This window comes from Kaistia sp. 32K (genome assembly GCF_016629525.1).
GTDB lineage: Bacteria > Pseudomonadota > Alphaproteobacteria > Rhizobiales > Kaistiaceae > Kaistia.
Genome location: NZ_AP024269.1, coordinates 4,181,750 through 4,204,397, shown reverse-complemented (window position 1 = coordinate 4,204,397; position 22,648 = coordinate 4,181,750). Strand labels below are relative to the sequence as shown.

Annotated in this window: 21 protein-coding genes and 1 tRNA gene; 7 read left to right on the top strand and 15 right to left on the bottom strand. The window is 65.9% G+C overall.

Annotated elements, in window-relative coordinates; genetic code table 11:
* The first annotated feature begins 36 nt into the window (after positions 1–36).
* On the top strand, positions 37–645 hold the full coding sequence (locus tag K32_RS19440; RefSeq protein WP_201401088.1) for a CAP domain-containing protein: 609 nt from the start codon (positions 37–39) through the stop codon (positions 643–645).
* On the opposite strand, the gene K32_RS19435 is transcribed toward K32_RS19440, so the two are convergent.
* Positions 635–1,537: a LysR family transcriptional regulator gene (locus tag K32_RS19435; RefSeq protein WP_201401087.1), complete on the bottom strand. Its 903-nt coding sequence runs from the start codon at positions 1,535–1,537 to the stop codon at positions 635–637. The genes K32_RS19440 and K32_RS19435 overlap by 11 nt on opposite strands.
* Before the next feature lie 82 nt (positions 1,538–1,619).
* On the opposite strand from K32_RS19435, the gene K32_RS19430 reads away from it, so the two are divergent.
* Positions 1,620–2,663 carry a YeiH family protein gene (locus tag K32_RS19430; protein ID WP_201401086.1) on the top strand — a complete coding sequence of 348 codons (1,044 nt, stop codon included), beginning with the start codon at positions 1,620–1,622 and terminating at the stop codon, positions 2,661–2,663.
* Here the strand turns inward: K32_RS19430 and K32_RS19425 are convergent.
* Both K32_RS19425 and K32_RS19420 read right to left on the bottom strand, forming a co-directional pair.
* Positions 2,626–3,762 carry a GNAT family N-acetyltransferase gene (locus K32_RS19425; protein WP_201401085.1) on the bottom strand — a complete coding sequence of 379 codons (1,137 nt, stop codon included), beginning with the start codon at positions 3,760–3,762 and terminating at the stop codon, positions 2,626–2,628. The genes K32_RS19430 and K32_RS19425 overlap by 38 nt on opposite strands.
* Positions 3,759–5,198 (bottom strand): lipopolysaccharide biosynthesis protein, encoded by a 1,440-nt coding sequence (locus tag K32_RS19420; RefSeq protein ID WP_201401084.1) that lies wholly within the window; start codon positions 5,196–5,198, stop codon positions 3,759–3,761. Before K32_RS19420 ends, K32_RS19425 begins: the two co-directional genes overlap by 4 nt.
* A gap of 140 nt (positions 5,199–5,338) precedes the next feature.
* Here K32_RS19420 and K32_RS19415 point away from each other — a divergent pair, with 140 nt between their 5' ends.
* On the top strand, positions 5,339–5,629 hold the full coding sequence (locus tag K32_RS19415) for a sulfurtransferase TusA family protein (RefSeq protein WP_201401083.1): 291 nt from the start codon (positions 5,339–5,341) through the stop codon (positions 5,627–5,629).
* Here K32_RS19415 and K32_RS19410 read toward each other — a convergent pair.
* The 4 genes from K32_RS19410 to K32_RS19395 form a co-directional block, all read right to left on the bottom strand.
* Complete coding sequence (locus K32_RS19410; protein ID WP_201401082.1) at positions 5,617–6,156, bottom strand: NADPH-dependent FMN reductase; 540 nt, start codon at positions 6,154–6,156, stop codon at positions 5,617–5,619. The two genes, K32_RS19415 and K32_RS19410, sit on opposite strands and share 13 nt — an antisense overlap.
* A gap of 122 nt (positions 6,157–6,278) precedes the next feature.
* Positions 6,279–6,545 carry a hypothetical protein gene (locus tag K32_RS19405; protein ID WP_201401081.1) on the bottom strand — a complete coding sequence of 89 codons (267 nt, stop codon included), beginning with the start codon at positions 6,543–6,545 and terminating at the stop codon, positions 6,279–6,281.
* A 127-nt stretch (positions 6,546–6,672) separates the two neighbouring features.
* On the bottom strand, positions 6,673–7,869 hold the full coding sequence (locus tag K32_RS19400; RefSeq protein WP_244669626.1) for a GTP-binding protein: 1,197 nt from the start codon (positions 7,867–7,869) through the stop codon (positions 6,673–6,675).
* 11 nt (positions 7,870–7,880) lie between these two features.
* Positions 7,881–9,188 carry a D-alanyl-D-alanine carboxypeptidase family protein gene (locus K32_RS19395; protein WP_201401080.1) on the bottom strand — a complete coding sequence of 436 codons (1,308 nt, stop codon included), beginning with the start codon at positions 9,186–9,188 and terminating at the stop codon, positions 7,881–7,883.
* Between the two features lie 384 nt (positions 9,189–9,572).
* Here K32_RS19395 and K32_RS19390 point away from each other — a divergent pair, with 384 nt between their 5' ends.
* A complete protein-coding gene (locus tag K32_RS19390) occupies positions 9,573–10,247 on the top strand; it encodes an urease accessory protein UreE (protein WP_211201069.1) in 675 nt (224 codons plus the stop codon).
* A gap of 87 nt (positions 10,248–10,334) precedes the next feature.
* The gene (locus K32_RS19385) at positions 10,335–11,504 is read left to right on the top strand and encodes a M20 aminoacylase family protein (protein ID WP_201401079.1); all 1,170 of its coding nucleotides are present in this window, start codon (positions 10,335–10,337) and stop codon (positions 11,502–11,504) included.
* Here the strand turns inward: K32_RS19385 and K32_RS19380 are convergent.
* Positions 11,462–12,481, bottom strand: coding sequence for a TerC family protein (locus tag K32_RS19380; protein WP_201401078.1), 1,020 nt, complete (start codon positions 12,479–12,481; stop codon positions 11,462–11,464). The two genes, K32_RS19385 and K32_RS19380, sit on opposite strands and share 43 nt — an antisense overlap.
* 261 nt (positions 12,482–12,742) lie before the next feature.
* On the opposite strand from K32_RS19380, the gene ilvD reads away from it, so the two are divergent.
* Positions 12,743–14,599: a dihydroxy-acid dehydratase gene (gene ilvD, locus K32_RS19375; RefSeq protein ID WP_201401077.1), complete on the top strand. Its 1,857-nt coding sequence runs from the start codon at positions 12,743–12,745 to the stop codon at positions 14,597–14,599.
* 85 nt (positions 14,600–14,684) lie between these two features.
* Here the strand turns inward: ilvD and K32_RS19370 are convergent, their stop codons facing one another.
* Both K32_RS19370 and K32_RS19365 read right to left on the bottom strand, forming a co-directional pair.
* A complete protein-coding gene (locus K32_RS19370) occupies positions 14,685–16,187 on the bottom strand; it encodes a M48 family metalloprotease (RefSeq protein WP_201401076.1) in 1,503 nt (500 codons plus the stop codon).
* 3 nt (positions 16,188–16,190) lie between these two features.
* On the bottom strand, positions 16,191–17,129 hold the full coding sequence (locus K32_RS19365) for a thermonuclease family protein (RefSeq protein ID WP_244669624.1): 939 nt from the start codon (positions 17,127–17,129) through the stop codon (positions 16,191–16,193).
* A gap of 208 nt (positions 17,130–17,337) precedes the next feature.
* On the opposite strand from K32_RS19365, the gene K32_RS19360 reads away from it, so the two are divergent.
* Positions 17,338–17,414: transfer RNA gene (locus K32_RS19360), tRNA-Arg, on the top strand.
* Between the two features lie 218 nt (positions 17,415–17,632).
* Here the strand turns inward: K32_RS19360 and K32_RS19355 are convergent.
* The 5 genes from K32_RS19355 to K32_RS19335 all read right to left on the bottom strand — a co-directional run bounded on the left by K32_RS19355 (position 17,633) and on the right by K32_RS19335 (position 22,625).
* Positions 17,633–18,388: a FadR/GntR family transcriptional regulator gene (locus K32_RS19355; protein ID WP_201401075.1), complete on the bottom strand. Its 756-nt coding sequence runs from the start codon at positions 18,386–18,388 to the stop codon at positions 17,633–17,635.
* A gap of 66 nt (positions 18,389–18,454) precedes the next feature.
* Entirely contained in the window at positions 18,455–19,486 is a 1,032-nt protein-coding gene (locus K32_RS19350; protein ID WP_201401074.1) for an ABC transporter ATP-binding protein, read from the bottom strand.
* Complete coding sequence (locus K32_RS19345; protein ID WP_201401073.1) at positions 19,483–20,499, bottom strand: ABC transporter ATP-binding protein; 1,017 nt, start codon at positions 20,497–20,499, stop codon at positions 19,483–19,485. Before K32_RS19345 ends, K32_RS19350 begins: the two co-directional genes overlap by 4 nt.
* Before the next feature lie 13 nt (positions 20,500–20,512).
* Positions 20,513–21,649 (bottom strand): ABC transporter permease, encoded by a 1,137-nt coding sequence (locus K32_RS19340; protein ID WP_201401072.1) that lies wholly within the window; start codon positions 21,647–21,649, stop codon positions 20,513–20,515.
* The gene (locus K32_RS19335; protein ID WP_201401071.1) at positions 21,642–22,625 is read right to left on the bottom strand and encodes an ABC transporter permease; all 984 of its coding nucleotides are present in this window, start codon (positions 22,623–22,625) and stop codon (positions 21,642–21,644) included. The genes K32_RS19340 and K32_RS19335 overlap by 8 nt, the downstream gene beginning before the upstream one ends.
* Between the last annotated feature and the right edge of the window lie 23 nt (positions 22,626–22,648).

Below are 22,648 nucleotides of genomic sequence, written 5' to 3'. Positions count from 1 at the left end.
TGCCGTCGCCGTATCTCTGACCCCCGAGGCCGTCCCATGACCCTTTCCCCCCGGCGCCTGACCCTGCTTCTCTCGGCGCTCGCCGCCGCCGCCGTGATGGCCGGCTGCTCCGAGACCGTCGACACCACGCCGAAGTCGCCCGTCTTCTACAACCGCATCGATTCCGCCGGCGCCAGCGTCGATCCGCAGGCCGCCGCGAGCCTGATCTCCGGCTATCGGGCGAACAAGGGCCTCGGCTCCGTCACCGTCGACCCGCTGCTCAACAAGATGGCCCTCGATCAGGCGCGCGCCATGGCCAAGGCCGACAAGGTCAACCACGACGTCGGCGGCAGCTTCCAGCGTCGCCTGGCCGCATCCGGCTTTGACGCGGGCATCGCGGCGGAGAATGTCGGCGCAGGCTATCGCACGCTCGCCGAGGCGTTCTCCGGCTGGCGCGATTCCCCGCATCACAACGCCAACATGCTGAAGCCGGGCGTCACCCGGATCGGCATCGGCACGGCCTATGCGCCGAACAGCAAGTACAAGGCCTACTGGTCGCTGGTGCTCGCCAAGCCGTATGAGCGCCCGACCGTCATCGGCGGCGGCCCGCTGCCGGCCGATGGTAGCCCGGTCGTGTCGATCGGCGGCGCGGTCGTCAACCGCTGACGGCTTCTTCCGGCCTTCCGGTCAGCAGCGCATCGAGCGTGCGCGACGCCTTGGAGCGGTAGCGCTCCTTGTGCCAGATCATGCTGAACGCGCGCGGCGTCATCAGGAAGGCGGCGCGCGTCAGCTTGCCGGCGGCGATGTGCGGCGCGGCCACGAGCTCGGAAACGACCGTGGCGTGGCCGCCCATCTCGACGGCGGCGCGGATCGCCTCGTTGCTCGGCAGCTCGAGGTCGACCTCGAGGATCTCCGGCGCAATTCCCTTCGCCCGCAGCGCCGCCTCGAAGACGGACCGGGTGCCGGATCCGTGCTCGCGCAGCACCCAGCGCGTCTGCATCAGCTCTGACGCGCCGACGTGCTCGGCACCTGCGAGCGGATGGCCCGGCGCCGTGACGATGATCAGCCTGTCTTCGCCGACCTGCCGGCTCGCCAGCGCCGGATCGTCGATATGCCCCTCGATGAAACCGATCTCGGCGGCGCCGTCATGCACGGCGCGCCGCACCGTCTCGGTATTGCCGACGCCGAGGCGGATGCCGACCGCCGGATAGGCGGTGCGGAAGCGGACCAGCGTCGGCGGCAGCCAGTAGCTGGCGATGGTCTGGCTCGCCTCGATCGTCAGCGTGCCGCGCATCGCGCCGCCGAGTTCCGAAAGCGCCAGTTCCGCCGCTTCGGCGCGGGCGAGCGTCGCCTTGGCCTCGTCCAGGAAGATCCGCCCCGCCTCGGTCAGCTCGATCCTTCGCCCGACGCGGTTGAACAGGCGCGTGTCGTAGCGCGATTCCAGCACCTGGATGGCGGAGCTGACGGCGGATGGCGTCAGCCGCAGCGCTTCTGCCGCGCGCGTCAGATGCTCGCGCTCGGCGACGGCGATGAAGATCCGGAGCTGGTCGAGGGTCATCGTTCGATCGTTCGATTGGGTCGAACGAATGGTATTATATTCCGAAATGGATTGCTATGACGGGTAATAGCATCCTGCGTGCATGAAAATTACAGCACGTTCATTCTCTTCCCATCTCCATTCCCTCGCCCCCGGGCTGGCGCTCACCGCCGCCGTCGCCGTCGCGGCGCTGGGGCTGCAGTCGCTGGAAGCCGCCTGGCTTGGCCGCGCCTGGCTCGACGGCGTCGTGCTCGCCATCCTGATCGGCGTCGCCGTCCGCTCCTGCTGGAAGCCCGGCAAGGGCTTCCGTCCCGGCGTCGATTTCAGCGCCAGGACCCTGCTCGAAGTGGCGGTGATGCTGCTCGGCGCCTCGATCAGCGCCAGCGTCATCGCGGCGCAGGGCGTGACCCTGCTCCTCGGCGTCGCCGCCGTCGTCGCGCTTGCGATCCTCGTCAGCTACGGCATCGGCCGACTGATGGGGCTCGAGCAGCGCATGGCGATCCTGATCGCCTGCGGCAACTCGATCTGCGGAAATTCGGCCATCGCCGCCGCCGCGCCGGTCATTCACGCGGACGGCGAGGATGTCGCCTCGGCGATCGCCTTCACGGCGGTATTCGGCGTCGTCGTCGTGCTGACGCTGCCGCTTCTCGTTCCGCTGCTCGGGCTGTCGGATACGAGATATGGCGTCCTGGCGGGGCTCACCGTCTATGCCGTGCCGCAGGTGCTCGCCGCCACCGCGCCGGTCTCCGCCGTCAGCCTGCATACCGGCACGCTGGTCAAGCTGCTGCGCGTGCTGATGCTCGGGCCCGTCGTGCTCGTCCTGTCGCTGTTCGAAGGCCGGACGACCGGACGCTCCGAGGGCGCCGCCGGCCGCCTGCCGCTCCGCCACATGGTGCCGTGGTTCATCCTCGGCTTCCTCGCGCTCGGAGCGCTCCGTTCGCTCGGCGTCATTCCGGCTGCCGTCGCCGTCCAGGCCAGCTCCGTCGCCAGCTTCCTGACCGTGCTCGCCATGGCGGCGCTCGGGCTCGGCGTCGATATCCGCGCGGTGGCGCGGGCCGGGCTGCGGGTGACGGCGACGGTGGTGCTGTCGCTGCTGTCGCTGGGTGCGATCAGCCTGCTGGCGATCCACTGGATGCAGATCGTCTGAGACGCGCCCGGGCGGTCCCGACGAGTTTTCGCGCCTCCCGGATCCGGTTTTTCACGATCGGCCGGGCGCGGATCTCGAGTCGCGCCAGCGCCAGGCCGAGCCTATAGGCGAGGCTGCCGCCCTTCGGGCCGATCACCAGCGTGCCGATTTCGAGCCGGTCGGGCCAGAGGTGGTCGACCATGGGATGATCGGCGACGGCGAGCGAGTCGATGCAGTCGATCCCCGCCTCGCCGGCGAGCCGTTCCGACGCTTGCAGCATGACGTGGACCCCGGGCGAGAAGCGCGCATAGGCCTCGTCGAAGGCGATCTTCCAGGTGACGGCTGAGGCACCGGCCCGGAAGCTGATCAGCATGGCGATGGCGCGGCCGTCGAGCCGGATCGCGTCGATGGCGACGTCGCCCGTCCGTGCGGCCTCGGTGACCGCGGCAATTGCAAATGCCTTTTCTTGCGGACGCAACGCGAGCGCGGTGCCGCGCCGGCCCTTCCAGCCGCTCGCTTCCAGCGCGAAGAACTCGTCCAGCGCGGCGAGAACGGCCTCCGGCTCGTTCGTATGGCCGGTGGTGACGCTGCCGAGCTCGGCCAGACGGCGGAACTGGCGCGCCAGCTCTTTCCGCTTCTTCGGCGCGATGGCCGGCAAAAGGCCGGTTCCGTCGCCGGGATTTCTCCGCAGGATGGCGCGCTGGTGCGTGCCGATCCACGCGATCGGGCGCCCCTGCAGGCGTGCCTGAAGCTGCAGCGTTCCGACGATCGGGCCGGCAAGCGGCAGATAGGGAAATTCGAGAATGCGGCGGCCGGGCGCCGCGCCGTCCATGGCGGCGATCAGGCCGGCCGCGGCGCGATCCGGATCGCCGGCGTCGAGAAGGGGCGTGCCGAGCGGCCCGAGCGAATGGACCCAGACGGCGACGGCCGGGACAAGGCGGCCAAGCCGGGTCGGGTGGATCGGCGCCAGCGCGATCGCCGCGTCGTCGTCCCCGGCGAGCAGTACGAGCTCGACCTTGCCATCGGCGAGATGATCGAGCGCCGCAGTCAGCAAGGCGGGTGCGAAGAAGGGGTTCTCCTCGGCCGGATGGTCCACCGAGCCCGATCGGGCGGCCGTCACGCCCCTTCCTCCCGACGCGGAACCATTGCGATCGTGCCGCGCCGGCCGATCACATGGACGATCGAACAGCGGAGATTGAGCCGCCAGCGGACCGCGAGATAGACGGCGAGCGTCTCCAGCATCAGGGCCAGCGAGGTGGCGGTGGCCGCGCCCGCCAGGCCGAAATGCGGGATGAGCGAATAATTGAGGATCAGATTGACGAGGAACGTGCCGGCATAGACGGCGGCGCAGATGCGCTGCTCGCCGGCCATGGTGAGGATGCTCTCGGCCGGTCCGATCGAGGCGCGGACGATCAGGCCGATGGCGAAGATGAAGATGAGCGGGAAGCCGGAGACGAAGCTCTCGCCGAACATCGACAGCAGGAAGCGCCCGCAGACGAGCAGCACCAGCACGGCCGCGACCGACGGCCAGAAGGTCCAGTGCAGCGAATCGCGTACCGTCGCCTCGAAGCGCGCCCGGTCGCCTGACACGTAATATTGCGAGAAGCGCTGCATGGTAGCGGCGCGGACGGCGAAATAGACGAAATGCACGAGGGCCAGCGTCTTCACGGTCGCGAAATAGACCGCCACCTCTTCCGGCGCGCGCAGCTGGCCGACGATCAGGATGTCGACATTGGTGAGCAGGTTGAAGAAGCCCTCGACCAGGAAGATCGGGAAGGCGACGGCGATCCACGTCATCGAGCGATAATGCCGGACGCCGGGCGCCACGACCTTGCGCGTCCGGTAGGCGAGGGCGCCCATCTGCAGCAGGCTGGTCAGGTAGGTGGCGACGATCGCGGCCGCCATCGCCGTCGTCGCGTCGGCGACGGCGCCGAACTCGATCGCCAGGAAGGTGAAGGCGATGATCAGCACGGGTCGGATGATGAAGGTCGGCCAGAGCGCCAGGTCGGCCCAGTTGAAGCCGCGCGCCAGTCCGTCCTGGATCTCGCCGATCGCCAGCATCGGCAGGCAGATCGCCGCGAGATAGAGCGGCATGACGTAGTAGCTGGCGATCTGGTCGCGGAAGAGCGCGATGCCGACGAGGCCGATCGCGGCGATCAGCGTCGCCGTCGCGAGGCCGTGCGCGCGGCTGCCCAGCACGATGCCGCGCAAAAGTGCCAGCTCGTTGCGGGCGGCGTATTCCGGCACGAAGCGGACCACGGCGGTCTGGATGCCGAGGCAGGCGAGGCCGCCGATGATGACGGCGCCGACCCAGACGACGACATAGACGCCATATTCGAAATCGCCCATCCAGCGCGCCAGCAGGACCTGGCTCAGATAGGCGATCACGGCGCTGACGATGCGGATGGCGAAGGCGGTGAGCGCCATGCGCTGGGCGACGGCCCGGTCGTCGCGGCCGGTGACGATGCTGTCCCCAATGGCGGCGAAGCGGACGAGGCGCGCCCGAAGCGCCGCCGGCGCCCAGCGCTCGACCCAGCCGACGAAGGAAAGTCGCACCGCGCAGCTCCCGTTCAGAAGTCCCCACCCGCGCGCTGCCGGGTAGCCCCGGCAACGAAGGGTGTTTTCTAGCCCTTTCTGCTTTAAGAAAGCGTTCGCCGCCGATTGCAGGTGTTCTGTTCGGAGATTTGCCGATCCCCATGCGTGACGATGTCGAGGATGACGCCGATTCCTGGCGCGCCGACCGCACTCTGGATGCGCGCGGGCTTGCCTGTCCGCTGCCGGTCTTGAAGGCGCGCAAATGGCTGGTCACGATGTCGGCCGGCGAGACGCTCCTGGTCGAGGCGACCGATCCGATGGCAGCGATCGATATTCCGCATCTCTGCCAGCAGGACTGCCATCGGCTGGTGCGGCAGGAGCGGAGCGCGGACCCCGGCCGGCCGCTCCTGCGCTTCCTGATCGAGCGCGGCGCGACGGCTCAGCCCGTCTGATCCGCGTCGATCGCCGCGATCAGGCGTCCAAGTCCGGCGACGAGCTGCGATCGGATCGCCGGATCGGCGGCGATCGCCCCGGCGTCCAGCCCCTTGGCGAGCAGAGCCGCCGTGACCGTCGCATCCTCGATCACGCGGCCCGACATCGTCGTCAGCACCAGCCGCAGCTGCGCCTGCGCGTCGGAGGCGCGCGGCGAGGCGTTGAAGAGCGCGATTGGCTTGTCGGGAAACTCGGAGCCGCCGACCAGCCAGTCGAGCGCGTTCTTGAAGGAACCCGGAATGCCGCGCGCATATTCCGGGCAGGAGATCAGGATGGCGTCGGCGGCGCCGACGCGGCGGCGAAGGTCCGCCACGTTCGGCGGCAGGCCGGCCTGTTCGATGTCGGGATTGAAATGCGGCAGCCGGTCGATCGTCGTGAAGTGGTCGAAGGCCACGCCGTCCGGAGCGACCCGTTCCGTCGCATCCAGCAGGGCCCGGTTGGAAGAATGCGCGCGCAGACTGCCGCAGAGCGTCAGGACGAGGGGCATGCCGGCTCCGATTCGGATGGTTCCGAGGGGCCGGCATCATGGCCGGGATTTTTTGGCGTGACGAGCGGGGCTTGTCACGCCAGACGGCGGTCGGAGCAGGGGGCCTGCGACCGCTCCGAGCTCTATTGGAGATACTGGATCTTGCCGTTCTTGGCGACGATGCAGTTGAGCTCGCGGCCATCGACGACGAGGCCGAATTCGTAGCCCGAGCCATGCGGCTTGGCGCGGCGGATGTGTATGTTGCCGCGCAGGGCATTGTTGCTGGTCGCGGCCGCGTTGATGCAGGTCGTCTGCGCGTGGCTTTTCGAGACGGCCAGCGCCTCGGTCGGGGCGAGCGGCAGCGCGAGCGCCATCGAAGCGGCGGCGAGCATGAGCATCTTCATCGACATCTCAGTTTCCTTCCGGTTGCATCTGGGGCGTCAACGACCGCTCGTTCGTTCGGTTCCCGGGCATAGGCGGGCTTTCTTCGGGCGGCGCGCCGCCGCACCGCCGATCGCCTGATGCGGAATTGGATGACTAGGGTCGGAAGGTGCCGGAGAAGCCGGGAATCGCCAGCGGATTGTCGGCCATGGTGGCGGCGTCGGCGATATCCGTCTGCGGCAGGTCGGAGAAGGCGGCGACGATCCAGTGCTCGGCTGATTCCGGCAGATCACGCACGATCAGGACCAGCCGCGAGCGGTGGTCGTCGCTCGGCCAGGACGGCAGGCGCTGCGGCGGATGGAAGATCGTCTGCGCCGCCTGGATGACGAGGGGCTGGCCTGGCGCATCGGTGGTCGCGACGAGACCCTTCAGCCGCAGCAGGTGGTCGCCATGCTCGCGGGCGATGCGGTCAAGGAAATCGTCCAGCGCATGGCGGCCGATCGGCGTCGCGCGCGTCGCCGTGAAGGAACGGATGCGGGTGTCGTGGCGGTTGACGTCGCCTGCATGCTGGTGGTCGTGCCCATGGCCGTGGTGGTGATGGCCGTGGTCACCATGCTCATGCCCGTGGGCATGGTCGTGATCGTGGCCATGGTCATGCGCCTCGGCCGCCAGCCAGCCGGCGACGTCGCCGATCTTGCCGTCGGTCGAGAAAGGCTGCGTGTCGAACAGAAACGGCGCCAGCGCTTCGCCCTTCGCGGCGTCGAGGATGCGCGCGCCGGGATTCAGCTGGCGGATCCGCGCGATGATGGCCGGATCGGCGCCTTCCAGGTCGGTCTTGGTCAGCACGATGCGATCGGCGACGGCGACCTGCCGCACGGCCTCGTCGGCGATGTCGAGGGTGCGGGCGCCATGCACGGCGTCGACCACCGTGACGACGCCGTCGAGCCGGTAGCGCATCGAGAGATAGGGATGCAGCAGCACGCTCTGCAGCACCGGGGCCGGATCGGCGAGGCCGGTCGTCTCGATGACGACGCGGTCGAGGCGCTCGATGCGGTGGTTGTCGATCGCCCGGAGCAGGTTCTCCAGCGTCGTCACCAGCTCGCCCCGAATGGTGCAGCATAGGCAGCCGGACGACAGCTCGATGATGCCGTCCTCGGATTCGCCGACCAGGAGGTGGTCGAGGCCGATCTCGCCGAATTCGTTGACGATGACGGCCGTGCCGGCGAGCGCAGGGTCCTTGAGCAGTCCGTTGAGCAGCGTCGTCTTGCCGGCGCCGAGGAAGCCGGTCAGCACGGTGAGCGGGATCGGCTTCGGACGCTGGCGGACCTTTGCGGCTTCGGGCACGGCAGTCACTGAATTCTCGGTCACTGGGTTACGGCGAGCGCCGCGTCGGGCAGGGGCGCGAAATCGGTCGAATCGAACGGCACGCCGATCTCGATCTTGGGCTTGGACGCCGGCTTGGCGGGCGCCTTGTCCGTCGCCTTGGCCTTCACGGGCTTTTCGCGCGGGGTCGGCTTGGTCGCGGTCTTCTTGTCGGCTTCCTTCTTGCCGGCCTTGCCGCCCTTCTGCTTCTTGGCGGCCTTCGCAGCGGCGGCTGCCTCGGCGGCGGCGATCTCCTCCGCCTCCGCTTCCTGCGGCGTCATGATCGAGCCGTCCGGCCTGCGGACGCCGAGGATCGAGACGACGACGGGCTCCATCAGCTGGACGCGCGGCTGCAGCGCGCTCGGCAGGGCCGCGTTCTGGCCGCCATCGGCCTCGTGCTCGCCGCGATCCTTCTTGCCGCAGATGTCCTGCCGCATGTTGATCGCCTCGCCGACGGGGGAATTGCCGCGATAGCTGGCGAGCGACGGCCGCGAGCCGGTGAGCGCGAGGCTGCCGAAGCTCTGGTTCATCAGCCGCGCGGCGAGCTCGGCCCGGTCCTTGGCGTTCGGCGCGCCGAGCACGACGGCGGCGAGCGTGTTGCCGCCGCGCGAGGCGGTTGCCACGACGTTGAAGCCGGAGGCGCAGATGAAGCCCGTCTTCATGCCGCTGGAACCCGGATAGCGCTCGAGCAGCGAATTGGCGGATTTGAGCACGCGGTTGCCGGAGCGGATCGCCGTGATGCTGTAGAGCTCGCGGCGATCGGGGAACTCGGTCCAGAGCGCGCGGGCGAGCACGGCGAGATCGCGCGCCGTCGTGTACTGGCCTTCGCCGGGCAGGCCGTTCGGATTGATGAAATGGGTCGAGGCCATGCCGAGACGGGCCGCCTCGGCGTTCATCATGGCGACGAAGCCCTGCTCGCTGCCGCCGATGGTCTCGGCGATCGCCATGGCGATATCGTTGGCCGAATGCACCAGCATCATCTTGATCGCATTGTCGAGGTCGATGATCGTGCCGACCTTGAAGCCCATCTTGCTGGGCGGCTCATCGAGGGCGTGGCGCGAGACGACGACCTGGCTCGACAGCTTGACGCGGCCGTCGCGCAAGGCCTTGAACACGACATAGGCGTTCATCAGCTTGGTGATCGAAGCCGGATACCACATCTGGTGCGGGTTGCGCTCCGCCAGCACCTTGCCGCTGTCGAGATCGACGACGATGTACGGCGCCTCGACTGCCATGGCTGAGTTCGCGCCGTAGCCGATCAGCAGGAACAGGGCGAGAATCCGGGCAATCGATCGGGTCAGAAAGTGCATGTCGGGCTTTGTCCGTCTCGGGATATCGAGAGGCCGGCAGGGCCGGCGCGTCGGTTCTGAATAACCGATCTGCGCGGTGCTTGGCAAAGCGGCGGTTTGGCAAACATCGATCACGATCGCGAAGTGATTGGAAAATGGATCGAAATGCCTCTTCGGGCGGTCCCCGGCCTCGGCAGGCGCTTTGGCGTGAAAAGGCCGAATTCTGCCAAAGACTCACCCCGGCATGCCGAAATCACCCTGCCTTTTGATGGCGTGACGCTGCGTTATGCATTAAAACGCATATCGATTGGGTCTGGCATCGCAGCGCGCCTCCGACCGTTTTGCCGTTTTTTCGGAACTTCCCGATGTGCCGGCGGTGCGGGGCTAACTCGAAGAGGTGCTGAATTGATCCGCGCAACCTCCGTTCTCCCGGCCGGTACCTGGGCCGGGACACCTGCTGACACTGTGCTGCTCGACTATGAGGCGCGCCATCGCCGCCGCCTCGCCATGTCGGCCCGTGGCGGCGTCTCCTTCCTGCTCGACCTCCCGGCCAGGGAAGCGCTCCACCATGGCGACGGTCTCCTGCTCGAGGATGGCCGCGTCATCGCCGTCGAGGCGGCGGCCGAGCCGCTGGCGGACATTTCGGCCGAGACCCCGGCAAAGCTCGTCCGCCTCGCCTGGCTGCTCGGCAACCAGCAGCTTCCCGCCCAGCTTCTCGGCGAGCATCTGCGCATCCGGCGCGATCCCGTCGTCGAGGCGGAACTGGCCGAACGGGGCGCGCGGATCATGCCGATCTCCGCCCCCTTCGATCCGGAGGAAGACTCCGTCGGCGGCGACGGCCCCCGCTTCTGGCACAGCGTCGAGTTCACGCACGGGTTCTCCCGGCATGCCGGCTTCTCGGAAAGCGGCGGATCCGGATTTGCCGAGGCGCGTGGCCAGGCCTTCGCGAGCAGCCATTCGCCATCGCGCGCGCACTCGACCTCTACCTCCGAAAGTCATTCGAAGAAGCCGGGTTCCGCCACCGAGCCCGATGGCGAGGAGACGGACCCCTCCGGTGGGCCGGACGATCGATCGGGCTGACCTTACCAGCGGCGCGATCGCACCGGTGATTTTCTGCTGCGGCGCAGCTAGAGTGGAACTTCGCGTTGTGACCTGCGGAGTTCCGGAATGCCGATCGTCAACCGTCTGGCCGAGTATCAGGACGAAGTCGCCGCCTGGCGGCACGACCTGCACCGCCACCCGGAGATCCTGTACGAGGTTCACCGCACCGCCGCGACCGTCGCCGAGCGATTGCAGGAATTCGGCGTCGACGAGGTCGTGACCGGCCTCGGCCGGACGGGCGTCGTCGGCGTCATTCGTGGCAAGCGCGGCGATGGCTCGCGCACGATCGGCCTCCGGGCCGACATGGATGCGCTGCCGCTGATGGAAGTTACAGGCAAGCCCTACGCCTCGACCGTTCCCGGCAAGATGCACGCCTGCGGCCATGACGGTCACACGGCCATGTTGCTGGGCGCCGCCAAATATCTGGCCGAGACCCGCAATTTCGACGGCACGGCGGTCGTCATCTTCCAGCCGGCTGAGGAAGGCGGCGGCGGCGGCAAGGCGATGATCGAGGACGGCCTGATGGAGCGGTTCGGCATCGACGAGGTCTATGGCATGCACAACATGCCGGGGCTCGACCTTGGCAAGTTTGCCATTCGCCCGGGTCCGATCATGGCCGCGACGGACGAGTTCAATTTCGTCATCGCCGGCCATGGCGCCCATGCCGCCAAGCCGCATGCGAGCATCGATCCGATCGTGGTCGGCACGCAACTGGTGCAGGCGATGCAGACCATCGTCTCGCGCTCGGTCGATCCGCTCGCCTCCGTCGTCGTGTCGGTGACGAAGTTCCATGCCGGCGAGGCGCACAACATCATTCCCGAGACCGCCTATCTCGGCGGCACGGTGCGGACGTTGACGCCGGAAACGCGCGATCTCGCCGAGAAGCGCATTCGCGAGATTGCGGCCGGCATCGCGGCCGTCTATGGCGCCCGTATCGAGGTCGACTACGACCGCAACTATCCCGTCACCGTCAACCACGCCGCCAACGCGACCTTCGCGGCCGACGTGGCGGCGGAGGTCGTCGGCGCCGATCGCGTCGAGCGCGACGTGGCGCCGATGATGGGCGGCGAGGACTTCTCCTACATGCTGGAGAAGCGGCCCGGCGCCTTCATCTTCATCGGCAACGGCGATTCGGCCGGGCTGCACAACCCGGCCTATGACTTCAACGACGAAGCCCTGCCGATCGGCGCATCCTACTGGGTGCGGCTGGTGGAGACGTCGCTGGCGCCGGCCTGAGCCACCGCCTTGTCCTCCTTGCGCGTCTTCCAGAGCGAAAGGAGGACGCCGGCAGCGAGGATGCCGATGGTCGAGCCGAGCGACACGAAGGTGTTCACCGGGCCGACGAGGTGCGTCCAGAAGATCTTGCCGCCGACGATGACCAGCACGAGCGCCAGCGCGTATTTCAGATAGTCGAAGCGGTGGACCATGGCGGCGAGCGCGAAATAGAGCGCGCGCAGGCCGAGCACGGCGAAGATGTTCGAGGTGTAGACGATATAGGGGTCGGTCGTGATGGCGAACACGGCCGGGACGCTGTCGACCGCGAAGACGATGTCGGCGATCTCGATCGAGACGAGCGCCAGGAATAGCGGCGTCGCCACCCAGTGCATCTTGCCGTCGGCCTTCTTCACATGGGTGAAGAAGCGGTGGCCGTCCAGCGACGGCGAGACCGGGATCGCCTTGCGCACGAGCTTCAGGATGCGGCTGTTCTCCAGGTCCATCGGCTCATGGCCGGCGAACAGCATCTTGATGCCGGTGAGGATCAGGAAGGCGCCGAAGATGTAGAGGATCCAGCCGAAGGACGAGATGAGCGCCGCGCCGAGGCCGATCATGATGGCGCGCAGCACCAGCACGCCGAGAATGCCCCAGAACAGCACGCGGTGCTGGTAGGCGCGCGGAATGGCGAAGGCGCTGAAGATCAGCGAAATGACGAAGATGTTGTCGAGCGCCAGGCTCTTCTCGACCACGAAGCCGGTCAGGTAGAGCATGCCGGATTCCGCGCCGTGGTCCCACCAGACCCAGGCGCCGAACAGCAGGGCGACACCGATGTAGAAGGAGGAGAGGATCAGGCTGCGCCGGATGCCGATCTCCTTGTCGCCGCGGTTCAGGACGCCGAGGTCAAGGATGAGGAGCACGGCGACGACGCCCAGGAAGAGCGCCCACGCAGCCGCAGACTTGCCGAGAAACTCGGCATCGAACAACGAAACGATATCCATGGATCACGAGCACAGGTCGCCGGGCCAATAGGCTCAAGGGTCCGACATCGCGGTGGGCGACTCACCGCCAGAGGGGCCCGGACCCCACTCGTCAGCAGGACATGGCACTCGGACCCTGCTCATGCAAGGCCGGGCGTGAGAAATTTTCTCGACATCCCGTCATCTTTGGTGCAACCAACCCTATCCACTTCCTCCCTCGGACGCTCCGCTCGACCGGCGGCGCCCTATATGAGGGAAATCGCTGCAGATCGAGGGTTCACCATGCCTGCCTATCGCTCCCGTACCTCCACCCATGGCCGCAACATGGCCGGCGCGCGCGGCCTTTGGCGCGCCACCGGCATGAAGGACGGTGATTTCGGCAAGCCGATCATCGCGGTGGTGAATTCCTTCACGCAGTTCGTCCCCGGCCACGTCCACCTGAAGGACCTTGGCCAGCTGGTGGCGCGCGAGATCGAGAAGGCCGGCGGCATCGCCAAGGAATTCAACACGATCGCCATCGACGACGGCATCGCGATGGGCCATGACGGCATGCTCTATTCGCTGCCCTCGCGCGAGATCATCGCCGACTCGGTCGAGTACATGGTCAACGGCCATTGCGCCGACGCCATGGTCTGCATCTCGAACTGCGACAAGATCACCCCCGGCATGCTGATGGCGTCGCTGCGCCTCAACATCCCGACGATCTTCGTCTCCGGCGGCCCGATGGAGGCCGGCAAGGTCGTCCTCTCGGACGGCAAGCTGCACGCGCTCGACCTCGTCGACGCCATGGTCGCCGCCGCCGACGAGAGCGTCTCGGACGCCGACGTCAAGCTGATCGAGCAGAACGCCTGCCCGACCTGCGGCTCCTGCTCGGGCATGTTCACCGCCAATTCGATGAACTGCCTGACTGAGGCGCTCGGCCTGTCGCTGCCCGGCAACGGCTCGACGCTGGCGACCCATGCCGATCGCAAGCGCCTGTTCGTCGAGGCGGGCCACCAGATCGTCGACATCACCCGCCGCTACTACGAGCAGGACGACGAGAGCGTGCTGCCGCGCAACGTCGCCTCGTTCGGCGCGTTCGAGAACGCCATGACGCTCGATATCGCCATGGGCGGCTCGACCAACACCGTGCTGCACATCCTGGCCGCCGCGCATGAGGGCGAGATCGACTTCGACCTCGACGACATCGACCGCCTGTCGCGCCACGTCCCGGTGCTCTGCAAGGTCGCCCCGGCCAAGCAGGACGTCCACATGGAGGACGTCCACCGCGCCGGCGGCATCATGGCGATCCTCGGCGAGTTGGCGCGTGGTGACCTGCTGAACCTCGACCTGCCGACCGTGCATTCCTCGACCATGGCCGAGGCGATCGCCCGCTGGGACATCCGCCAGACCAACAGCGAGAGCGTTCGCGAGTTCTACCGCGCCGCGCCCGGCGGCGTGCCGACCCAGGTCGCGTTCAGCCAGGACAAGCGCTGGAGCGAGCTCGATCTCGACCGCGAGAAGGGCGCCATCCGCGACGTGCCGAATGCCTTCTCGAAGGATGGCGGCCTCGCCGTGCTGAAGGGCAACATCGCGTTGAACGGCTCGGTCGTGAAGACCGCCGGCGTCGACGAATCGATCCTGAAGTTCACCGGCCCGGCCGTGATCTTCGAGAGCCAGGACGACGCCGTGCTCGGCATCCTGAACAAGAAGGTCAAGGCGGGCGATGTCGTCATCATCCGCTACGAGGGACCGCGCGGCGGCCCCGGCATGCAGGAAATGCTCTATCCGACCAGCTATCTGAAGTCGCGCGGCCTCGGCAAGGCCTGCGCGCTGGTGACGGACGGCCGCTTCTCCGGCGGCACTTCGGGCCTCTCCATCGGCCATGTCGCGCCGGAAGCCGCGGCTGGCGGCGCCATCGGCCTGGTCGAGGAAGGCGATACGATCGAGATCGACATCCCGAACCGCTCGATGCGCATCGTCATCTCCGATGAGGAGCTGGCTGCGCGTCGCGCCGCCATGGAAGCCAAGGGCAAGGCGGCCTGGAAGCCGGAGAAGCCGCGCAAGCGCAACGTCACGACGGCGCTCAAGGCCTATGCCGCGATGGCGACCAGCGCCGACAAGGGCGCGGTGCGCGACGTCAGCCGCTTCGACGTCTGAGCGACGAACTCTCAGAAAAAAGGGCGCCTCTGGCGCCCTTTTTTATGGCCTGGATGTTTCGGCTGGCCTCTCGCAGGCCCGCCAATCAGTCGCTGATGATCTTGAGCGTGTCGCCCGGCTTCAGCGGCGCGCCGTCCTTCAGATCGTTCAGGACGCGGAAGAGGTCGGTCGGACGATCGACGCCGTTCATGCGGCGGGCGAGGCTGTCGACTGTGTCGCCGGGGCGGACGGTGACCAGTTTTACCCGCAGCGGCTTCAGAGCGGCTGCTTCCTGCGGCGACAGCTTGCGGAAGCTTTGCACCGTTTCGGTCGCCGCCTGGGCGAGGCCCGGCGTGTCGCTCTCATTGGCGAAGATGAAGCGATAGGTGGCGTTCGGCCCGACCCGGATGACGGCGATGCGGAAGACCCAGCCCTTGGCCTCGGCGCGCGCGGAAGCCGCTTCCAGCCCGTTGACCGTGAAGCTCTGGATCGAGTTCCGGTCGAGCCCGTTCACCCAGCCGGACGCGATGTAGTCCGGCAGCGCCGTGCCGGTCGGCAGATTGGCGCCGTCGAAGCGCAGCGCCGTGCCGTCGGGCGCCGTCGCCAGCACCGCGTCGGCCGTGTTGTCGAGGACGAAGCCGCTCGGCACGGCGAAGCCGACGCCCAGCGTCGGATGGTAGAAATTCTTGCCGCGGACGAAGCCCTGCGAGCGGTCGTCGCCATAGAGCATGCCGTCGATGCCCTGCAGGTAGCGCTCGCGGTCGACCTCGCCGATGCCGGGCGCGCCGAACTGGCGCGCGGCGCGGATGGCGAAATCGACGCGCTGCGGCGTCGCCGGATGCGAGGCGAGGAAATCGGGCCGCTTGTCCTGGACGCTGCCGGCCGACTTGTAGGCGGCGAACCGGCCCATCAGGTCGAGGAAGCGGGCGGCCGCGAACGGGTCGTAGCCGGCCTTGCCGATGGTGCGCACGCCGATCGCATCGGCCTCCAGCTCCTGCTGCTGCGAGAAGGCGGCAAGCGTGCGCTGGCTGGAGGCGAGCGCCAGCTGTCCGGCGTCGCCATCCTGCAGCACGTCGGTGACGACGCGGCTGACGATCATCGCGGCGCGCGCCTTGTTCTGGCGCTGCATGGCGTGATTGGCGGTGACATGCCCCATCTCGTGCGCGATGACGGCGGCGACTTCGGAGGAATCATTGGCGAGCGCCAGCAGGCCGCGCGTCACATAGAGATAGCCGCCCGGCAGCGCGAAGGCGTTGACCGTGGGCGTATTGAGAATGGTGATCCGGTAGGACTGCGACGGATCGTCGGAGGCGGCGACGATGCGGCCGACGATGCGGGCCAGCGTCTTCTCCAGCTTGTCGTCATGATAGATGCCGCCGAAGCTCGCGACGATGCGCGGATGTTCCTGCGCGCCGATGCGCGCCTGCTCGGGATCGACCGGAGGCGGCGTCGCGGCGCCGGCCGTCGTCTGCGGCGGCCCGTAGGTCTGCTCGAGCACGGTCGTGCAGCCGGCGAGCAGCAGGCTCGCCGTGAGGATCGCCGCCTTCCAGCGCAGCGCGCCGCGGGAGCTCTTGCGCTCCCTATCCAGATGGGCACCGAATGCCGTCATTCTTCACCATTGGTCCAGCAGTTCGAGCTGTTCGGGATGCGTCACCCGCATGCTCGGTCCGCCGTGCCTTTCGATCCAGCCCCTTAGTCTGACCCGTTGCCCCCGCAGCGTCTCCACGGCGATGCCTGCTTCCGCGAAGGCGGTGATCGCCTCCGTGGTCAGCACCGCCGTGAAATCCGTCGACCAGTCGCGCCCGAAATCCAGATAGGCGATCGGACCGCGCTCGCCGACCGAAATCACGCTTCCCTCAACCAGATCATATACATCGTGACGGGTTGCAAGAGCGGGATCGGCCGCAGGGCGGATGGCGTAGTATGGATCGCGCCAGAGGCCAAGCCCCGAATTGCGGGCTTCCCGTTCAACATTCAACAAAGCCCCGACACATTGGCGATTGTCGGCGAAGGAATAGACGCGGGCGAGCCCCTCGGCGAGCATGGCCTGCTGGATCCAGATCGGCTCGCCGTCCTCCGGCAGGATGGTGACATGGGCGAGCGCCCGGTTGTAGCGGTCGCGCCGCGTGCCGCCATAGCGCAGCTGTGCCGCGTTGCCGAGCGCCAGCGTCTCCAGCTTCGCCTTCGCCTCGGAGGAGAGCGGCCAGGCGACGAAGCCGGGGCGGCCGAGCGGCAGTTTCGGCGCCTGCATGCCGACGAGGCGGACTTCGAGCGTGTTGTCGAGCACCAGCGTGTCGCCATCGATGACATGCGTGACGATCCCCGCCTCGCCGTCGACGAGGTGGCATTCGTTCTTCCCGGCCATCCGCTCGCCAGCCATGCGCTCGCTATGGCCGGGTTTCGCGGTCTCGCCTTGCGCCAGGGAACCCGTCATCACCGCTCCGATCATCATCAGCACGCCAAGCATCGAACCGCAGCCGGCCCGGCCCGTCCGTCGCGCCACGGTCGGGATCAGGGCAGGGCAGGGCATGCGACCCGTCGCGGTCTTCATGCCGGCATGGTGGCATCACGCAAGCGTGTTGGAAACAGGGCGACCGGGCTTCCTTCCTGTGGGCAAGAGCAGTTTGCCGCGCCGTGTTGCACCACGGCGCCATCACCAGATTCGTGCCGAATGCTCTTGAAAGTGGAGGGCCAATCGGAGGATAAGCATCCAGCCCGGCCGGCAACGCCATCCGGGCCGCGCCGTCACCACGGCCGATGTCCCGGTAGCTCAGCAGGATAGAGCAACGGTTTCCTAAACCGTAGGTCAGGGGTTCGAATCCCTTCCGGGACACCAGCACTTCGAAGGCCCAAAAAGCTGGATCGATCAGACCACGGACAAGGTGCCTGACGATCTGCGCGCCCGTTGAAGGATAAACACGAACCGAGGGCCGCATTCGACCGCGATCGGCCTTGGATGAGTTCGTCGCTTACATCTTCGACGAGCAAGGCATTACGACGGACGCGAAGGGGGCGGTCAACCCAAATCCGTGCCGCAGTCGTTGCGGATGAACATCAAGACTTCGCAGCGCCCACGGCTGAGTGGCGCACAAAGTCAGAGGACGCTATCTCGATCAGGGCACGCATGCGTTCGCTGGCGATCTCCGGCTGGCGGAGGCGAATAGCTTCAAACACGTCGCCATGAGCGGCAAGCGTCGTGACATAACTTTGAGAGACAGAGGTTGTCAGGCGGAACGAATTGGCGAGCGACTGCCCAATCAAGCTAACCAAGCCGGCGAAGATCGGATTGTGGCTAGCGCGAAGGATCGAAGCATGGAAGGCCACGTCGGCATCGGCGCAGGCCGCTAGATCGGAGGTCGGTGCGGCGCACATTGCTTCGTAGGCCACCTCGATCATTGCGAGGTCTTTCGATGTGGCGCGCATGGCAGCGAGACGTGCGGCAGCCGGCTCGATGGCTTGACGAGCCTCGATCAGGCCGCGGACGAAGTCAGGATCGATGTCGATGCCGTTCATCCATTTGATGACGTCCGGATCCAGGTGGTTCCAATTCGAAGATTCCTGGACACGGGTGCCGGCACGCTGTCGGGACACGATCAGCCCTTTTGCGGCCAACATCTTGATAGCTTCCCGCATCGGCGTACGGCTGACACCAAACTCTTTACAAAGCTCGGCCTCTGTCGGTAGAGCCCCATTCTGCTTGTAATTGCCCGATAATATCCGTCGCCCGAGTTCACCCATAACTCGCTCTCGAACAAAGGAAGCCGGTCTGTGTGCGGGTTCGCCGTCAGGTTTGTCAGTATTCACGGACATGGATGCATCCCAGGTTGGGCGCAGAATGCCTAGCACATCTGCAGCGCAATCGCACCGGCCGTAAGTTCAGTTGCTGCTTGGGACAGGCGGTCCGAGGCTATCGATACCGTGCAAGCTCAGTTCGTCGGCAAAGTGACAGCGAACGCTGCGATCGCCAGAGACACTGCGCAATTCCGGCACGACGGCGCGGCAGATATCCCGCGCATAGGGGCAACGCGGATGGAAATGGCAACCCGATGGGGGATTGGCTGCGCTGGGCACTTCGCCGGCCGCGCGCTTGGTGCCACCCTTATGTGCGCCGATGCGCGGCACGCTGGCAATCAGCGCTTCCGAATACGGATGCAGCGGACGCTGAAACATGACCTGGGTAGGGCCTGCTTCTAGCACCCGGCCGAGATACATGACGACGGTGGTGTCGGTGAAGTGTTTGACCACACCGAGGTCGTGCGCCACAAACAGATAGGTCAACTGCCTTTCCGCCTGCAGATCCTTCATCAAGTTCAGTGTCTGCGCCTGAATGGACACGTCGAGCGCGGAAATCGGCTCGTCGGCGACCACCAGTCGAGGGTTAAGCGCCAAGGCGCGCGCAATCACCACGCGCTGCCTCTGGCCGCCGGACAGCGCGTGCGGATAGCGCCGCATATAGCGCGTCGACAGTCCCACCTGTTGCAGGAGCTGGGCCACGCGATCTTCCAGCGCCCTGCCTTTGAGCACCCGATTGATGAGCAGCGGTTCGCCGATCAGATCAAGCAGCGTCATGCGTGGGTTCAGCGACGAGTTCGGATCCTGAAAGATCATCTGCATGTTGAGACGCGTCTTGCGCCGAACATGCTTGTCGGCTTTCACGAGATCGACCCGCCCTAGTTCTGGGTCATTGAAGATGATCTCGCCACCATCGGCTTCCAGCCCCCCCATGATGGTGTGGCCCATTGTGGACTTGCCACAGCCGCTTTCCCCGACCAGGCCGACGGTCGATCCCGCCGGAACGACGAACGAGACATCATCCAGCGCCCGGACCTCGCCGGTCGTTTTGCCAAATAGGCCGCTGGATAGCGGGAACGACTTCCTTACGCCGCGAACTTCGAGAAGTGCGGTCATGCGGCCGCTCCTGCAAAATGGGGATCAGCAAGGAAGCACCGGGCCACATGGCCCATGCGGCTCTCATACAACTCGGGCAGCTTCTGGTCGCAAAGGCCCGCCATGAACTTTCTGCACCGTGTATGAAACGGGCAGCCGGACGGCATCTGGTCCGGCGTCGGCACCATGCCCTGAATGGCATTGAGCCGGGTCGAGGCGCTATCGGTCAGCTTGGGTATCGAGTCGAGCAAGGCCTGCGTATAGGGATGCTGCGGCACGCTCAGAACCTCGGCCACCGGGCCGCGCTCGACGATATATCCGAGATACATCACGACCACTTCATCGGCGATTTCCGACGCCACGGCCAGGTCGTGCGTGATGAACATCATGGCCATGTCCATCTCACCCTGCAGCTGACGCAGGAGGTCGAGAATCTGGCTTTCAGTGGTCACATCGAGTGCTGTCGTCGGCTCGTCAGCAATCAGCAATTTAGGGCCACAGCTGAGAGCCAGCGCGATCATCACACGCTGCCGCATACCGCCGGAAAGCTGGTGCGGATACCGATCAACGACAATTTCCGGGCTTGGCAACCGTACCTTGCGCAGCATCTCGACGGCATGCTCACGGGCCGCGCGCCGGTTCGGAAACCGCTGATGCGCCAGAAGCATCTCGATGATCTGCTCGCCCACCGTGAACAGTGGGTCGAACGAGGTCATCGGCTCCTGAAAGATCATCGCGATCTCTGGACCACGCAGTCTGCGCATAGCCTCCGAAGTCGGCTTGAGCTTTGTGATGTCCACCGGCTTGTCGCCGCCGTAGTAGCGTATGCTGCCGCCGGCTATGTAGCCGGGCTTGCGCACCAGATTGAGCAGGCACTGGCCGGTAACGGATTTGCCGCAGCCGCTCTCGCCGAGGACGGCGACGGAACCGCCCTTGGGAATGGAGAAGTCGATGCCATTGACGGCGCGCACGACGCCGCCTTCGGTCCGGAACTCCGCGACGAGCGCTTCGATTTCGATCAATGGTTGCGTCATATCGGGTCCCCCGTCATCGAGAGAAGGGATCGGCCGCATCGCGCATGCCGTCGCCAACGAAATTGAAGGAGATGATGGTGAGCACCACGAAGATCGCCGGGGTCAACAGCCACGGCAGTTCGATGATCACCTGAACGCTCTGTGCCTCATTGAGCAGCAGACCCCAGCTCGTCATCGGCGGCTTGATGCCAAGCCCCAGAAAGCTCAGCGCGGTTTCGCCGAGGATCATGGACGGAATGGTGAGCGTGGCGATAACCAGCACATGGCTCATCGTAGACGGCAGCAGGTGACGGATCATGATGCGGGCCGTGGAGGCGTTGGAATATCGCGCAGCCCTGACGAAATCCGAGGTTTTGAGCGACAGCACCATCGCGCGCACTTGGCGGGCGAGACTCCCCCAAGTTAAGACTGACAGCACGATGGAAATCGCGAAATAGACTTGGGCGGAACTCCAGGTCGGCGGGATGAGCGCCGCGAGGGCCAGCCATAGCGGAATCTGCGGAAACGCCATGGTCATCTCGATGACGCGCTGCACCAACCCGTCAAACCATCCCCCGAAATAGCCGGTGATCAGACCCATGCCCACGCCGATCACCAGCGACAAGGCGACTCCGACAAGCCCGACGGTCAGCGAGACCTGGGCCCCATAGAGAATGCGACTGAACACATCGCGCCCTTTGGTGTCGGTGCCAAGCAGGAACAACTTGCCAGGGGCTTCGACGCCGAACAGATGAATATCGCTGCGGAACAGGCCAAGGATCGTATAGGGCTGGCCCTTCACGAAAAGCCGCAGCGGATACTTCTGCTCCGGCACGATCGTCGTGACCTGTTTGAACGACTTGGGATCGAGCGTGCGCTTGAGGCCATAGACGAATGGTACCGGGTGAAACGTACCTGTCTCGTCGAAGAAATGGAGACCATGCGGCGCCTGTCGGGCGAACTGGCCGTGCGTCTCACGATCGCCATAAGGGGCGATGAACCCCGCAAGCAACGCCATCAGATACATGATGGCGAGGACGATCAATCCGACAACGGCAAGTCTGTTGCGCAGGAATTTGCGCCAGGTCAGCTGCCGAACCGACAACACCTTTGTGCGCTCGACCCCCGCAGTGCTTGCGGCAGGGCTTGCGTCTGCTGCGATATCAGTCATAGCGCACCCTCGGGTCCAGCCAGGCCAGCATCACGTCAGAGATGAGATTGCCCACCGTCACGGTGACGGCGATGAGCACCAGAATGGCGCCCGCGAGGTACATGTCCTGCTGGAGGGTTGCCTGCAGGTAAGTGGTCTGCAGGGTAGGTAAATTCAGCACGATCGAAGTGATGGCGAAGCCGTTGATCAGGAAGCTGAGCACTTGGCCGAAGAGCGTCACGAGCGGGTGAAGCGCATTGCGGAACACATGCTTCCAGATCACCACTTTCTCTGGCAGCCCCTTGGCTCGCAGCGTCATGACATAGGGCTTGCCGAGCTCCTCGAGCATGTTGTTGCGGGTCACGCGCATGATGACGGCCGTGCCTGTGAACGCCACGGCCGTCACACTGAGCCAGGCGTGGGACAGAAAATCCAGCGCCTTTGCCAGCGAGAACGGCTGATTGGCATATTGGATGGAGTTCAGCCCCAGCAGCACCTCGCCGGTGGCAAGAAAAGCCAGGACCAGGAAGACCAGCGCCAGGAGGAAGTCGGGCAGGCCAATGCCGATGAAGGCGAAAGCTGTTAGCCCGATGTCGCCAGCCGAATATTGATGCGTTGCTGAATAGACGCCGAGCGGAATTCCGATACCCCAGGACAGGACGAAAGCCATGGCCGACACGGCGAGCGTGGCAGGCAGGCGTTCCATGATGATGGTGCTGACCGGACGAAGGTCCGCGAACGAAATACCCAGATCACCGCGGAAGAAATTGGTCACCCAAGTGAAGAACTGGTCATAGAGCGGACGGTTGAGACCGAACTGCTCGCGCAGCATATCCTGTTGCGCGACCATGCCCGTATTGCCCTGCGCCGCCTGGCGCATAACGTACTGGCTGACGAAATCGCTCGCCGGAAGTTTCATGATGATAAAGCCAACGGCCATGATCATCAGCAAGGTCGGCACCATGATGAGCAGGCGCTTGGCAATGTATATGGGCATCGTAGCCATCCCTGAAGGAGCGC